This is a genomic window from Nocardioides sp., assembly GCF_030150155.1.
Taxonomy (GTDB): Bacteria; Actinomycetota; Actinomycetes; order Propionibacteriales; family Nocardioidaceae; genus Nocardioides.
Genome location: NZ_JASLGR010000045.1, coordinates 46,822 through 61,336, shown reverse-complemented (window position 1 = coordinate 61,336; position 14,515 = coordinate 46,822). Strand labels below are relative to the sequence as shown.

14 protein-coding genes are annotated in these 14,515 nt (G+C 71.9%); all 14 read right to left on the bottom strand.

The window, feature by feature from the left end; translation table 11 throughout:
• A partial coding sequence (locus tag Q1V88_RS14635) for an FtsX-like permease family protein (protein ID WP_300682028.1) occupies window positions 1-1,410 on the bottom strand: 1,410 nt, incomplete at its 3' end.
• Entirely contained in the window at window positions 1,410-2,159 is a 750-nt protein-coding gene (locus Q1V88_RS14630; protein ID WP_300682027.1) for an ABC transporter ATP-binding protein, read from the bottom strand. The genes Q1V88_RS14635 and Q1V88_RS14630, both read right to left, overlap by 1 nt.
• Window positions 2,160-2,268: 109 nt before the next feature.
• Window positions 2,269-2,958 (bottom strand): response regulator transcription factor, encoded by a 690-nt coding sequence (locus Q1V88_RS14625; RefSeq protein WP_300682026.1) that lies wholly within the window; start codon window positions 2,956-2,958, stop codon window positions 2,269-2,271.
• Complete coding sequence (locus Q1V88_RS14620) at window positions 2,955-4,181, bottom strand: histidine kinase (protein ID WP_300682025.1); 1,227 nt, start codon at window positions 4,179-4,181, stop codon at window positions 2,955-2,957. The genes Q1V88_RS14625 and Q1V88_RS14620 overlap by 4 nt, the downstream gene beginning before the upstream one ends.
• Before the next feature lie 97 nt (window positions 4,182-4,278).
• Window positions 4,279-4,425, bottom strand: a complete 147-nt coding sequence (locus Q1V88_RS14615) for a hypothetical protein (protein ID WP_300682024.1) — start codon at window positions 4,423-4,425, stop codon at window positions 4,279-4,281.
• A gap of 96 nt (window positions 4,426-4,521) precedes the next feature.
• Window positions 4,522-4,824, bottom strand: a complete 303-nt coding sequence (locus Q1V88_RS14610; protein ID WP_300682023.1) for a hypothetical protein — start codon at window positions 4,822-4,824, stop codon at window positions 4,522-4,524.
• Window positions 4,825-4,829: 5 nt separating this feature from the next.
• The gene (locus Q1V88_RS14605) at window positions 4,830-6,125 is read right to left on the bottom strand and encodes an MFS transporter (RefSeq protein WP_300682022.1); all 1,296 of its coding nucleotides are present in this window, start codon (window positions 6,123-6,125) and stop codon (window positions 4,830-4,832) included.
• Window positions 6,122-6,823 carry an FCD domain-containing protein gene (locus tag Q1V88_RS14600; protein WP_300682021.1) on the bottom strand — a complete coding sequence of 234 codons (702 nt, stop codon included), beginning with the start codon at window positions 6,821-6,823 and terminating at the stop codon, window positions 6,122-6,124. The genes Q1V88_RS14605 and Q1V88_RS14600 overlap by 4 nt, the downstream gene beginning before the upstream one ends.
• A gap of 73 nt (window positions 6,824-6,896) precedes the next feature.
• A complete protein-coding gene (locus Q1V88_RS14595; protein ID WP_300682020.1) occupies window positions 6,897-7,274 on the bottom strand; it encodes a VOC family protein in 378 nt (125 codons plus the stop codon).
• 26 nt (window positions 7,275-7,300) lie between these two features.
• Window positions 7,301-8,536 (bottom strand): low temperature requirement protein A, encoded by a 1,236-nt coding sequence (locus Q1V88_RS14590; RefSeq protein WP_300682019.1) that lies wholly within the window; start codon window positions 8,534-8,536, stop codon window positions 7,301-7,303.
• Window positions 8,537-8,595: 59 nt separating this feature from the next.
• Entirely contained in the window at window positions 8,596-9,375 is a 780-nt protein-coding gene (locus tag Q1V88_RS14585; protein ID WP_300682018.1) for a lysophospholipid acyltransferase family protein, read from the bottom strand.
• 6 nt (window positions 9,376-9,381) lie between these two features.
• Window positions 9,382-10,704: a UDP-N-acetylmuramoyl-L-alanine--D-glutamate ligase gene (murD, locus tag Q1V88_RS14580; RefSeq protein ID WP_300682017.1), complete on the bottom strand. Its 1,323-nt coding sequence runs from the start codon at window positions 10,702-10,704 to the stop codon at window positions 9,382-9,384.
• Entirely contained in the window at window positions 10,691-12,040 is a 1,350-nt protein-coding gene (locus Q1V88_RS14575; protein ID WP_300682016.1) for a hypothetical protein, read from the bottom strand. Before Q1V88_RS14575 ends, murD begins: the two co-directional genes overlap by 14 nt.
• 116 nt (window positions 12,041-12,156) lie before the next feature.
• A complete protein-coding gene (locus Q1V88_RS14570) occupies window positions 12,157-14,430 on the bottom strand; it encodes an MMPL family transporter (protein ID WP_300682015.1) in 2,274 nt (757 codons plus the stop codon).
• Window positions 14,431-14,515 lie beyond the last annotated feature (85 nt).

Genomic DNA, 14,515 nt, shown 5'->3' with positions numbered 1-14,515 from the left:
GACCATCAGGGAGGCGGCGGTGGTCGCCGTACGCCGCGGGTTGCGCACCGCGTTGCCTGCGGCCAGCCGACCGACCATCCCCCGACGGCCACCGGTGACCAGTCGGGCCGCGGCCTTCACCACAGCGGGCACCAGGAACGGCCCGACCAGCAGGACGCCGGCGAAGGTGAGCGCACCGGCACCGAACATCGCCGGGAGCAGGGCGGTCGACGGGTGCGGGCCGCGGGCGGCGGCGACGATCCCGCAGAGCGCACCGACGCCGGCCAGCAGCGTGACCACCCCTCCGACGAGGCGGGCGACGCCGACCCGGGAGCGTGCCGAGATCGCTCCCGAGGGCGCCAGCGCCGCCAGCGGCGTGATCCGGGTGACCGCCCGGGTCGGGAGCCACGCCGCCGCGACCGTGACGGCGACGCCGATCACGACGGCACCGATCACCCACGACGGCTGGAAGGCGGCACTGCCCAGGGTGTCGACCCACAGGCCGAGCAGGCCGGCGGCACCGACCGCCACCAGCACCCCGACGAGGGCGCCGAGGACGGCGGAGACCAGGCCCAGCACGAACGCCTCCAGGCGCACCGAGCGGCGCAGCTGGGCACGGGTGACCCCGACACAGCGCAGCAGGGCGAAGTCACGGGTGCGCTGGGCGAAGAGGATCGCGAAGGTGTTGGTGATCACCAGGATCGCCACCCCCAGGGCGATCGCGGCGAAGATGCTCACCAGCATCGCGATGATGTCCACGCCCCGGGTGATCCCGGCCTGGACCTTCGCGACGTAGGCGTCGTGGCTGTACACGCTCAGCCCCGCCGGAACCGCCGACCTGGCCCCGTCGGCGAGGACGTAGCTGATCGCGAGCGCACCAGTGTGCTCGGCGTCATCGGGGCGCAGGGAGACGTCGGCGCCGCCGTACGACGTGTCGTGCGCGATCCCGACGACACGGACGGTGACCGCCTGGGCCCCGCCCCCGATCTGGAGGCTCTGCCCGATGCTGAGGTGCCGGGCGACGGAGGCGCGCTTGCTGATCAGGGCCTCGCCGTCGCGCTCGGGCATCCGCCCCGCGGTCAGGGTCTGCCACTGGAACCGCGGGGTGTCGGCGACGGTGCTGACGGTGAGGTCGGAGAGCCCGCTGCCGTTGCTCCGTCCTCCGGTCCAGCCGCTCCACACCGTGGTGGCCGAGCCCCCGGCGGCCTTGAGGGCCGCGACGGCCTTCGTCGCCTCGGCCGGGGTGGGGTTGTCGACGACGTACCCGGCGCCGGCGAAGGGCCGTCCCACGTCGGCGGTCATCCCGTTGCGCAGCGCCCCGGCCAGCCCGTTGACCGCGACGATGAAGGCGACGCCGATCAGCACGGCCAGTGCCGAGGCGACGTAGCGGCGCCGATGGTGGCGCAGCGAGGCGACGATGACGGTGCGCATCACGCCCCCTGGTGCCGCACCGCGGCGATCAGCTCGTCGGTGGTGGGCTCCCTCAGGTGGGCGAAGAGCGCCCCGTCCCGGATCACGACCACGTCATCGGCGTACGCGGCGGCCTCGAGGTCGTGGGTGACCATCACGACCGTCATGCCGTCCTCGCGCACCGAACGGCGCAGGTGGCTGAGCACCTCGGCCCCGGCGGCGGTGTCGAGGTTGCCGGTGGGCTCGTCGGCGAAGACGATGTCGGGTGCGGTCACCAGGGCGCGGGCGATGGCCACGCGCTGCTGCTGGCCGCCGGAGAGCTCACCGGGGAGGTGACCGAGGCGGTCACGCAGCCCCAGCATCTCCACCACGGCGTCGTAGCGCTGCCGGTCCAGGGTGGCGCCGGAGAGCTCGAGGGGCAGCAGGATGTTCTGCGAGGCGGTCAGCATCGGGAGCAGGTTGAAGGCCTGGAAGACGAAGCCGATGTGCTCGCGGCGGAACAGGGTCAGGGCGGTGTCGTCGAGTCCGACCAGGGAGCGCCCGGCGACCTCGACCTGGCCCGCGGTGGCGGTGTCGAGGCCGGCCAGGCAGTGCATCAGGGTGGACTTGCCCGAGCCTGAGGGGCCCATCACGGCGGTGAAGCGCCCGGCGGGGAGCTCGAGGTCGACGCCGCGCAGGGCCTGCACGCGGTTGTCCCCGCTGCCGTAGGTCTTGGTCAGTCCGGTAGCGCGGGCCGCGATCGCGGTGGCGGTCAGCTGGGGTTGTGTCATGCCTCCAGCCTCCCGTCGGGGCCGGGGGTGCCGCGTCAGCCCGCAGAGCGATACGGCGGTCCTCCGTCAGGAGGAGCAGGCCGGGTCGGGTCCTCCTCAGGGAGGACGCTCAGCCGCCGGCCAGGCCGTTCTCGTAGGCCACCACGACCAGCTGCACCCGGTCGCGCGACCCGGTCTTGGCCAGCAGTCGGCTGACGTGGGTCTTCACCGTGGTCTCGGCGACCACGAGGTCGGCCGCGATCTCGGCGTTGGAGCGGCCTGCGGCCACTCGACGCAGTACGTCGATCTCGCGCTCGGTCAGGGTGGCGAGCGCTACCGGGACCGCCGGTTCGTCGTCGGGGTCGGGCAGGGCGGCGAAGTGGTCGAGCAGGCGCCGGGTGGTGCTGGGCGCGACCACGGCGTCACCGGAGTGGACCGAGCGGATGGCCCCGAGCAGTTCGGGCGGGGTGGCGTCCTTCAGCAGGAACGCCGAGGCTCCGGCCCGGATCGCGGCCAGCGCGTACTCGTCCAGGTCGAAGGTGGTCAGCACCACGACCCGGGGCGCGCCGCCCGATGCGGCCCCGCCGAGCAGGCGTCGGGTGGCCTCGACCCCGTCCATCCGCGGCATCCGGACGTCCATCAGCACGACGTCGGCGGCCGTCACGGCGAGCTGGGCGAGGGCCTCGGCACCGTCCCCGGCCTCCCCCACGACGCTCATGTCGTCCTGGCTCTCCACCAGCATGCGGAACCCGGCCCGCACCATCTGCTGGTCGTCGACCAGGAAGATCCGGATCGGGTCGGCGTCGGTGCCCTCGCTCACAGCGGAATCCTCGCACGCACCCGCCAGCCGCCGCCGGGGCGCGGTCCGGCGTCGACGTCGCCGCCGTGCAGTCCGATCCGCTCGCGCATCCCGACCAGGCCGAGCCCGGTGCCGCTGCCCGCGCCCGGCGTGCCGTCGCCTCCGGCCGGGCTGCTGCCTGCACTGCTGCCGCCCGCCGCCCCGCGGCCGTCGTCGAGCACCCGGAGCATCAGGACCCGCCCCATCACGTCGTCCTCGACCCGCAGGTCGATCTCGACGGCGGCCTGGGGACCGGCATGCTTGCGGACGTTGGTCAGCGCCTCCTGGACGAAGCGGTACGCCGCCAGGCCGATGCCGTCGCCGACGGACGGCATCGGGTCGGGCAGCCTCGCCTCGACCGGCGTACCGGCGGCGACGGCCTCGGCGATCAGGTGCCCGACGTCGGCCAGGGTCGGCTGCGGGGTGACCCCGGAGTCGCCGGTGCGCAGCAGCCCGAGCAGGCGGCGCATCTCCTGCAGGGAGTCGCGGCCGGTGGCGGCGATCGTCTCCAAGGTGCACAGGGCCACCGACGGATCACGCTCCCCGGCGTAACGGGCCCCGTCGGCCTGGACGACGATCACCGACAGACCGTGGGCCACGACGTCGTGCATCTCACGGGCGATCCGGGCACGCTCGTCCTGGGTGGCCAGCGCCACCTCGCGGACGGCGGCGCGCTCCAGGTACTCCGCCCGGTCCAGCAGCGCGGCCAGGTAGCGGTCGCGCTGGCTGCCGGCCACCCCGAGCGCCCAGCCCGCCAGTCCGATCGCGGCGCAGACACTGGCCGGGGTGAGGACCTGCCGCAGGCTCGGGTGCAGGTCGTAGTTCCACCGCCAGCCGGCCACGACCGCCGCGGCCAGGGTGAGCGGCACCACCGCCAGCCGGAGCCAGCCCGGCCCCCACCGCGCTGCGGAGTAGAGCGCGATCGGCACCACGATCTGGCTGGGCAACGGATCGCGAATCGTGACCGCCTGCACCAGATGGGCTGCAACGACCACTGCGAGCATCGCCACTGGGTGGCTGCGCCGCCACCACAGCGGCACGATCTCGGCCACGATCAACGCCGGCACCAACACCGCCGAGCGTCCGTGCACGGTGCCCTGGCTGATCTCGATCAGCGCACTGATCAGCAGGAGGACCAGCACCAGGGTGGCGTCGAACCACGCCCGACCCCGGGCGTTCAACGTCCACGGGCGGCGCGCTTCCACCCCACGATCCTAGGAGGCGTACGCCGTCACCGCGTCCTCCCACAGGAGGATCCGTGACCGCTCCGGTCAGTCGGTGCGCCCCGGGAACCGCACGGTCTCAGGGACGATACTCACGCCGTCGGCGCATCAGGGCCGTCGAGGGCGGCAGCTGGTGCGGCTGCTCACCACCGGCGGAGGAGAACGCACCGAACGCGACCGTCACGGCCCGAACCAGGCCTCGGAGCACCACGTTGACCCATCTCATCACCGCCACCGACCTTCCCTCGCGACCGCTGTCGCCGAATCTACCCCGCGTCGGCGTGGCCCTCCACCGTTCCTGCGGGGGCGGGGGGGCTGCCGCCTAGTCGGTGCGCCCCGGCGGCAGATCGGCGAGCCGAGCCTCGGGGTGAGCCGAGATCGCGTCCAGGACGGCGAACCAGCCGTACCCCAGCGACGGTGCGGGCCACTCGGGGCGGGTCGCGCCGAAGGCCCAGGCCCGGAGCAGGTCGACGCCGCACCACGACGGCACCGAACCGGTGGTCCGCACGACCTCGTCGGCCTCGGCCACCAGGCGCCACAGTGCCTGCGGAGTGGCGGCGACCCGGGCGTAGCCGTCGTAGGAGCCGGCCCAGGCGATCTCTGCCGCCGACGCCATCTCCTCCACGTCACTCAGCCTAGGGTGCGTCCACGCCCGGACTGGTATCCGGCGGCCATCACCCCGAACGCCAGCACGAGCAGCACCGCAAGCGGCAGGTCCCAGCCTCCGCTGGCCTGGTGGAGCCCGGCTACGGCCAGCGGTGCCGCTGCCGCCACCAGGTAGCCGACGCACTGGGCCATCCCCGACAGCGAGGCGGCGTGGGCGTGGTCGCGGGTGCGCAGGCCGAAGAAGGAGAGCGCCAGCACGATCGTCCCGCCGCCACCGAAGCCGGCCAGACAGGCCCAGACCACACTGGCCTGCGGGGCAGCCCAGATCCCTGCCACGGCCAGCGCGAGGACTCCCCCGGCGGCGGTGGCGACCAGGCGTTGGTCGGCGAAGCGTGGGATCAGTCGCGAGCAGGCCAGGCTGCCGAGGATGCCGCAGCCGTTGAGCAGCATCTGGTGCAGCCCGGCTGTCGAGGCGCTGATCCCGGCATCGGTCTCGATGGTGGGCAGCCATGTGATCAGGACGTAGAAGATCACCGACTGCAGCCCCATGAAGAGCGTCACCTGCCAGGCCAGCAGGTGGCGCCAGGGCCGGAACCGTTCGGCCCGCAGGACCGGATCGTCGCCGTCGAGCTCGGCCTCGATCACGGCCTCCCGGGCGAGCACGGCCGCGTCCTCGCGGTGCACCCAGCGCGGAGCGAGCACCGCCAACGCGATCACGGCGAGACCGGCCCACAGCCCCAGGGAGAGCCGCCAGCCCGCGCCCCCGACGTGGGAGAGCGGCACCGAGACGCCGGCCGCGAGGGCGGCGAAGATCGACTGCACCGCGGAGTACGCCCCGGTGACCGGGCCGATCCGGTCGGGGAAGTCACGCTTGACCGCGGCCGGCAGGACGACGTTCATCACCGCGATCGCCACGCCCAGCAGGGCGGTGCCGACCCAGAGCAGTCCCGCGAGCGGCAGCGACCTGACCACCAGCCCGACGGCGAGGACGGCCAGGGCCAGCGCCAGGCAGCGCTCGAAGCCGAGCCGGCGGGCCAGTCGGGGTGCCAGCGGTGAGACCAGGGCGAAGGCGACCAGCGGCAGGCTGACCAGTGCCGAGGCCGCCACGGCGGAGAGGCCGAGGTCGGCGCGGACGTGGTCGAGCACCGGCCCCACCGAGGTGATCCCGGCCCGCAGGTTGCCGGCGACGGCGAGGATGCCGATCAGCACCAGCGCCGAGGCGAGGGTGCCTCCGCGGCTGGTCCGTTCCGCGCCGTCCGCTGAGCCCACCCGGCCCCGCGCGGTCCCCTGCGCGACGCCCCGTGCAGTCCCCCGCGTCACTGCCGACCCTCCCTGTCGTCGTGGTAGTCCTGCACCAGGGCGACGAGCTGCTCGACGGTGGCCTCGGCCTGATCGGGGTCCCCGGCCACGATCGCGTCGACCAACGCCGCGTGGGCGTCATCGATGGGGGCCATGTCCGCGGCCACGGCGGCGAAGCCACGTTCCTCGGCGTCGAGGTCGCGGTGGGCGGCCTCGACTCCCCCGGCTCCGCGGTAGAGCTCGGCCAGGAGCGCATTGCCCGAGGCCTCCAGCAGCAGCCGGTGGAAGGCGATGTCGGCGGCCGTGTAGGCCGCCAGGTCGCTGGCCTCGCGACGTGCCTCCAGGGCGCTGCGCAGGTCGCGACGCTGCTCGTCGCTGGCGCGCAGGGCGGCCAGACGGGCACCCTCGCGCTCCAGCAGCAGCCTGACCTCGGCGACGTCGCGGTCCTGATCGATCTCAAGACGTCGAGCGAGCGCCGGGGCCAGGTCGCTGGCGGCGATCACGTAGGTGCCGTCTCCGGCCCGTGCCCGCAGCAGCCCGGCGTGGACCAGCGACCGGATCGCCTCACGCATGCTGTTGCGGCTCACCCCGAGCTCGGCGGCGAGCTCGTTCTCGGTGGGCATCCGTGCGCCGACCGGGAACTCGCCGGTCGCGATCCGCGACCGCAGCTGGGTCGCGACCTGCTCGGCCAGAGGAACGTGCGGGGTCAACCGGGTCATACCGCCACGCTAACCCCAAAGAGCCAAATGTCCTACATTTCTCTCTCCTGCGTCCGCGCCACACCCCCGTCCCTCAGCTGCGGCACAGACAGAACGGATGCCCGACCGGATCGAGGAAGACCCGGAACGACGTCCCCGGCTGGTGCTCGTGCTTGGCGCCACCCAAGCGGAGCACCTCGGCCTCCCCTGCGTCGAGGTCGTCGCAGACGAAGTCGAGATGGGTCTGCTGCGGGACGTCCTGGCCGGGCCACTGCGGCGGCCTGAACCCCTCGACCCTCTGGAACTCGATCGGGGCCGACCGCGCCGCGGCCGGGTCCTCGGCCGCGAGCGTCGCCCACGACCCGTCGTCGTCGACCGTGGACGTCCACCCGAGGAGGTCGCCGTAGAAAGCAGCAAGAGCGGCGGGGTCTGGGCAGTCGATCACCAGCCCCGGAAACCGTGCGATAGCCATGTCACGACACTAGGCCTGCCCACCGACTAAGCACCCGCCAGCAGATCGGCGTTGTGCCGGTAGCCGTAGGTCTCGTAGCCGATCACCGTCACCCACGGCGTCAGCGCGAGCACTGCCAGGCACCAGGGTGCCTCCACCCCGGCCGCCGCCATCGCGAGCGCGGCTCCGATCACCACCGCCGAGCCGACCAGGTTCAGCAGGTGCAGCGCGTCGAAGGTCCGGGTCAGGGCACTGAGCAGCGCGTAGAAGACGACCAGGTAGAGCGCCGTCGGCACCGCCACCGCGCTCACCGTCGCGACCAGGGACATGTGGCTCTTGCCCTCCAGGAAGCTCGCCGCCACGTGCAGTCCCGCCCCGATCGCCACGATCGAGCCGAACAGCACGATGTGCCCGTAGCCCCAGCCGAAGGAGCGCTCCCGCCAGCGCTCCAGGGCCTCGCCGTGCGGGATCGTGTAGTAGGTCCACCACAACCCGAACGCCAGGCTGGTCCCGGCGAACGCCAGCAGCACGATGTCGGTGCTCAGCCCCTCACCGGCCAGCGCCGTCAACGTCGCCATCGTGCCGAGCAGGCCCTCGCCGAGCGCGATGATCACCATCAGGCTGTAGCGCTCGGCGATGTGGTGCGGATGCCAGGGCGTCCCACCCCGGTAGGTCTCGGCCAGATACGGACCGACCAGCTCGACCAGCAGCGGCACCACCATCGCCGCGAACGTCCAGCCGATCCCGAGGTCGACCACGGCCAGCACGCACCACAGCACCTGGGCGGTGAAGATCGAGACCAGATAGGCCTTCTGCGCCGACCGACGTGAGGGATCCTCCCGCGCAGCGCGCAGCCACTGGACCCCCATCGCGACCCGCATCACGACGTACCCCAGCACCATCACCCGGTTGTCGAGCGTGGCCTCGTGGTGCTCGATCGACCTGAACACCGCCGGCAGGCCCAGCGCCAGGATCAGCACGCCGACCATCTGCACCATCGTGGTGAGGCGGTAGAGCCAGTCGTCGGTGTCGTACGCCGAGGCGAACCACGCGAAGTTGATCCACGCCCACGAGATCGCGAACGTCACGAAGCAGAACGCGATCAGCACCGGCCACAGGTGTCCCTCGGCCAGGCCGTGGGTCAGCTGGTCGGCGGCGGTGCCGAAGGCGATCACGAAGGTGAGGTCGAAGAGCAGCTCCAGCGGCGTCGCCGCCCGATGGGTCTCGTCGGTGGCGCGCCCGGTCATGCGGGCCAGGCGATGGGGTCGCGTCGCTTCAGACATGGGCCCAGCCTCGCACAGCCCGAGCCCCCTAACCGTCAGCCTGGCCCTGAGCGAGGCCCTCAGCGACGCTTGGCGTCCTTGGCCGCGCTCTTGGCGGCCTTGCGCTCGGCCCGCAGGCGACGTTCCTCGGCGTACATCTCGGCGGCCTCCTCCAGGGTCGGCGCGGAGCCGCCGTACGCCTTCGGCAGCCACCACGATCCCGGGGGCTGCTCGGCGGCCGGATAGTTCCGGATCAGGTCGTCGAGCATCGACTCCATCCGGGCCTTGAGCTCGGCGGTCTCGGCGACCGGGTCCTCCCCGGTCGGGTACATCGGCTCACCGACGGCGATCGCGACCGTCTTGTGCCGACCGAAGTCGGCCTTGCGCCCCTTGGTCAGGAAGCGCTGGGTGCCCCAGAGCACGACCGGGATCAGCGGGGCGCCGGCCTCGGCGGCGATCCGGACCGCACCGGTCTTGACCTCCTTGATCAGGAAGCTGCTCGAGATGGTGGCCTCGGGGAAGATCCCGACCAGCTCACCGGCCCGCAGGGTGTCGGCGGCCAGCCTCATCCCGGCCTCGCCATCGGCCCGATCGATCGGGAGGTGGTGGAAGGAGCGCATCACCGGCCCGCCGACGGCGTGGTCGAAGACCTCCTTCTTGGCGATGAACCGGGTCAGGCGGCCACGGTCGGCACCGGGCAGGCCCGCCATGATGTAGTCCACGTAGGACAGGTGGTTGACCGCCAGCAGCGCACCGCCGGTCTCGGGGATGTTCTCCACCCCGGTCATCGAGATCCTGAGGTCGCCGAGCTTGAACCACACCCGAGCCGCCTTGATCACAGCGGGGTAGACCAGATCCATCGCGCGTCAGCGCTCCTTGTCGTGAACAGTGTCGAGAGGACCATCGCCGACGGCGGCGGTCTGGAAGGCGGTCGAGCGCGCCACGTAGTCGGCGAACTCGTCGAAGCTCGGCGCTCCGGGAGAGAGCAGAACGACCTCGGCCGGGTTGGCTGCCGAATGGGCCCAGGCGGTGGCCTCGGCGAAGGTGGCGAACGGGGTGGCGCCGACCTCGGCGGCGATCCGGGCGCCGACCGGTCCGATCAGCAGGGGCCGCACCCGCGGGTTGGCCGCCAGGTAGGCGGTCAGCCGGGTGAAGTCCAGACCACGGTCAGCACCGCCGATGATCGCCGCGACACGGCGCCCGGGCAGGGCCTCCAGGGTCGCGATCACGGCCTCCGGTGCGGTGGCGAGGCTGTCGTCGATCCAGGTCCTGCCGTCGGTCGAGGCGACCGGCTGCATCCGGTGCTCCAGCGGCGCGAACGTGGTGATCGCCGCGGCGATGGTGGCCGGATCGAGCCCCTCCTGGGCACAGACCAGTGCGGCCAGGGCGGCGTTGCGTGCCTGATGCCGTCCGAGCAACGGCATCGCGTCGGCCCGCACCCGGGTGCCATCGGCCCAGATCAGACCGCCCTCGTCGTCGACGGTGACACTGTCGGGTCCGGTCGCCAGCAGCGGTACGTCGCCCGCAGCGGCACCCACCCGCGTGCGCAGCCCCTCGTCACCGCCGGTGATCACCACCGCATCGGGTCCGTGCGCGGCGGCGTTGAGCTTGTCGGCGTAGTACGCCTCCTCCGAGCCGTGCCAGGTCAGGTGCTCGGGGAAGAGCACCGTGACGGCCAGGATCCGCGGCGAGATCGTGAGCGACTGGGCCTGGTAGCTGGACAGCTCCATCACCACCGTCTCCGAGGGCGGCGTCGGCTCCTCGAGCACCGGGGTGCCGATGTTGCCGCGCAGGCTGACGCTGCGTCCGGCCGAGGCCAGCACGTGGGCGATCAGGGAGGCGGTGGTGGACTTGCCCTTGGTGCCGGTGACGGCGATGGTGCGGCGGGCGTTCTCGTGCATCCACAGGTCGGTCAGGCTGGTGATCCGCAGGCCGGGCACCGCCGCTGCCTCGCGGTAAAGCGCGGAGGTCACCGGGATACCGGGGCTCTTGATCGCGACGTCGGCGCCGAGCACGGCGGCACGGCCCGCGTCGGCGTACAGCACCTCGGGGTTCTCGCCGCTGGGTCGATCCGGCTCGGCGATGGTGAAGCCGAGGCCGAGGTCACGCAGGTGGGCGGCCACGGATCGTCCCTCGCGGCCGTAGCCCCACACGACGACCCGTCTGCCGGCCAGGTCAGAGAAGTCCACGGACGGCCTTCTCGAACTCCGCAGGCAGGAAGTGGGCGTCGTGGAAGACGAACGAGGCGTCGATCACCGCGTCGCCGACCAGGCAGGCCGCCACCTCGGGATCGGCCAGGAACGGGTGGTCGGCCCAGTCGGGATGACGGCTGAGCAGCGTGAGCGCGGCACGGCACTCGTCGGGCTCGCCGACGCACTCGAACGGCTTGAGCCGCTCACCGGCGTTGAGCAGCTCCAGGAACCCCTCGCGCTGGGTCGGGTCGGCGAGGAGGTCGCGGCCGGTGAAGATCGCCAGCATCGCCTCACGGCTGATGAACGGGGCCAGGCAGAGGAAGACGAAGCGGCACTTCGGACAGTCACCGCACCAGCGCCGGCGCTTGCCGGCGTCGAGGTGGAAGGCGCGGTTGCAGCTGGTGAAGACCGGGTGGTAGTCGCTCAGCCGCGCGAACTGACGGGTGATGGCGAGCTCGGAGAGCGGGCGCAGGAAGGAGAGGTAGCGCAGGGTCGGGCCGTCGACCAGGTCACGGACCAGGGACTCGCACTCGATCCCCTTGGACCACTGGTGGTTGACGTCGACGCCCTCCCAATGCAGGTTGCCGAAGGACGAGCTGGCCTCGTTGCTGAAGATCACGGCGTCGTAGCCCGAGCGCAGCGCGGTCAGCGCGCCGATCAGGGAGTTGATCGCGGTGACCGGGACGTGGCCGTTGAGGGCACCGGCGGCGTTGAGGTCGAAGAGCCGGGCGTCGAGCCGGCGGCGCGCGACGGTCAGCGGCAGGCCGGCATGGGTGGCGGTGTCACGGATCGGCTCGTACTCGTTGACCGAGAACAGGGTGACGTCCGGGCTCAGCGCCCGCACCGCCTCGATGGTGACGATCGAGTCCTTGCCTCCGCCGACGGCGATCAGGGGGCGGCGCGGTGGTGCGTCCGTACGCCGTGCGGCAGGCGTCTCGGGCAGCTCGGGGGCCACGATCCTCGGGTGCAGCGCCTCGGGCACGTCGTTGCGGTAGGCGAACTCGGCCAGCCCCTGGCGGGTCAGCTCGACCAGGAAGCGCCGTTCGGCAGCACTAAGGCCACCGGGCACCTCGACGGTGGCCGGGATGCAGCTCTTGTAGTAGCTGGCCGAGGCGGCCAGGGCGAGCAGGCGACTGATCCGGGTGAACTCGGCCTCGTCGCGCTCGGCGACCGCCTCACCGGGCAGCACCACGGTCTCGTCGAACTCGGCCAGGACCGCGCCCTCGGGTCCGGTGATCTGGTAGCGCAGGCTCAGCGTCGCCTCGCCGTCGAACCCCGGCTCCAGGACCCGGAACGTCAGGGCGGTTCGGGGTGCGGAGAGCAGCGAGGTCACCGGCCCAGTGTACCGAGCACGCACCGGCTCCCCGACCTTCGCCGACGTGGCACGACGCACAGCGACCCCACACCCGAACGGGTGTGGGGTCGCTGCGTGGCGCCTGCCCCGGGACGTCAGACCAGGGCGGGCTCGTCGTCCTCGGCGGCGGCGTCGAGGCGCTTGGTCAGCCCCTCGCCCTCGATGTCGAGGTTCGGCACGGCGCGGTCGAGCCAGCGCGGCATCCACCACATCCGCTCGCCGACGATGGACATCAGTGCGGGCACGATCAGCATCCGCACCAGGAAGGCGTCGGCGAGGACACCGACGGCGAGCGCGAAGCCCATCGTCTTGAGGATCACCGAGTCACCCAGCGCGAAGCCACCGAAGACGCCGACCATGATGATCGCGGCGGCGACCACGACGCGGGAGCTGTGCGCGAAGCCCTCGACGACGGCGCGGCGGGCCGGCGTGCCGTGCACGTAGGACTCACGCATCCGGGTGACCAGGAAGACCTCGTAGTCCATCGCCAGGCCGAACAGGATGCCGGTGAGCAGGATCGGCAGGATGAAGACGACCGGCGAGGTGACGTCGAGGCCGAGGAGCTGGTTGAGCCAGCCCCACTGGAAGACCGCCACGGTCATGCCGAGCGAGATGCCGACCGAGAGCAGGAAGCCGAGCGCGGCCTTGATCGGCACCCAGATCGAGCGGAAGACCGCGATCAGGAGGACGATCGCCAGGCCGACCACGACCAGCAGGTACAGCGGGAAGACGCTGGTCAGCTTGTCGGCGATGTCGACACCGACGGCGGTCTGGCCGGTGACCAGGGCCCGGGCACCGGTCTCGGCAGGCAGGTCGGCCATCGCGGTCCGGATGTCGGCGACCAGGTCCTTGGTCTCCTGGTCGGAGGGACCGTTGGTCGGGATCACCGTCAGGGTGGCGAAGTGCACGGCGTCGAGCTGGGCAGCGAAGGCCTGGGTGGCGGCCTCGTCGGTGCCCTTGACTGCGGGGATGACCGCCGCGATGTGGGAGTCCTTGGTCCGAGCCAGTGCCTGCAGCTTCTGGGTCGCGGTGGTGACCGCGGCCTCGGCGTCGGCGGTGTTCGCGGTCTTCGCGGTGTCGACGACGACCAGGAGCGGGCCGTTGGAGCCGGCGCCGAAGTTCTGCGAGGTCAGGTCGTAGGCGATTCGGGCGTCGCTGCCCGCTGCGGCGGTGCCGTCGTCAGGGATGGCGAGCTCCATCGAGGCGACCGGGATGGAGAGCACGATGGCGACACCGATGCCGCCGAGCAGGGCGGGCCACTTGAACGTGGTGACCTTCTCGACCCAGCGACGGCCGTTGGTGCGGACCGCACCGCTCTCGTCGTCGGCGTCGACCGAGCCCTTCTTCTTGAACAGGCTGGCGCCACCGGGCTTCACCTTGGCCCCGGCGAAGCCGAGGATCGCAGGCAGCAGGGTGAGCGCGATCATCACGGCCAGGGCGACCATGAAGGCACCGCCCAGACCCATCTGGGTGAGGAAGCCGATGCCGCAGACCGACAGGCCGACGAGGGCGATGATGACGGTGAGGCCGGCGAAGACGACGGCCGAGCCGGCGGTGCCGACAGCACGTCCGGCGGCCTCCTCGCGGGAGCGTCCCAGCCGCAGCTCGTGCTGGTAGCGGGACATGATGAACAGCGCGTAGTCGATGCCGACCGCGAGTCCGAGCATCGTGCCCAGCGCCGAGGTGGTCGAGCTGAGGGTGAGGAACCCGGTCGCGGTGGTGATCGACAGCATCCCGATGCCGACCCCGATCAGGGCGGTCAGCAGCGGCATCCCGGCCGCGACCAGGGAGCCGAGGGTGATCGCCAGCACGATGAAGCCGACCACGACACCGATCAGCTCACCGGTGGGCGCGGCCTCCTCGGCCGAGGCGGCGGTGCCGCCGATCGCGACCGTCAGCCCGGCGTCCTTGGCGGTCGACTTCACCGCGTCCAGGGCCTGGGTGTCGCTGTCGTCGATCTCCATCGTGGTGTGGGTGAAGGAGACCGACGCGTAGCCGACCTTGCCGTTCTCGGAGATGGTGCCGGCCGTGTACGGGTCGGCGATCGACTGCGTCCTCGCGGTGCCGAGCTTCGCCAGGGAGGCCTCGACCGCGTCCTTGACGCCGGCGTCGGTGAGGGTCTTGCCCTCGGGCGCCTCGAAGACGATCTGGGCCGACGCGCCGTCGGGCGCGGCCGCGGGGCTGCGCTCCTTGATCAGGCTGAAGGCGTCGGTCGACTCGATCCCCTTGAGCGTGAACGAGTCATCGGTCTTGCCCGACAACGTTGCCGAGCCGACGATCATCACGACCAGGATCGCCGCCCAGATCCCGGCAACGATCTTGCGATGCACATAGGACCAGCGACCGAGCTGGAAGAGCCTCCACGCCACGTTTTCCTCCACACGAGTCAATCGGACCCTTTGGTCCGGTTATCGCACTGTAGACCCATCTGGACCCCAAGGTCCATTTCGTGGA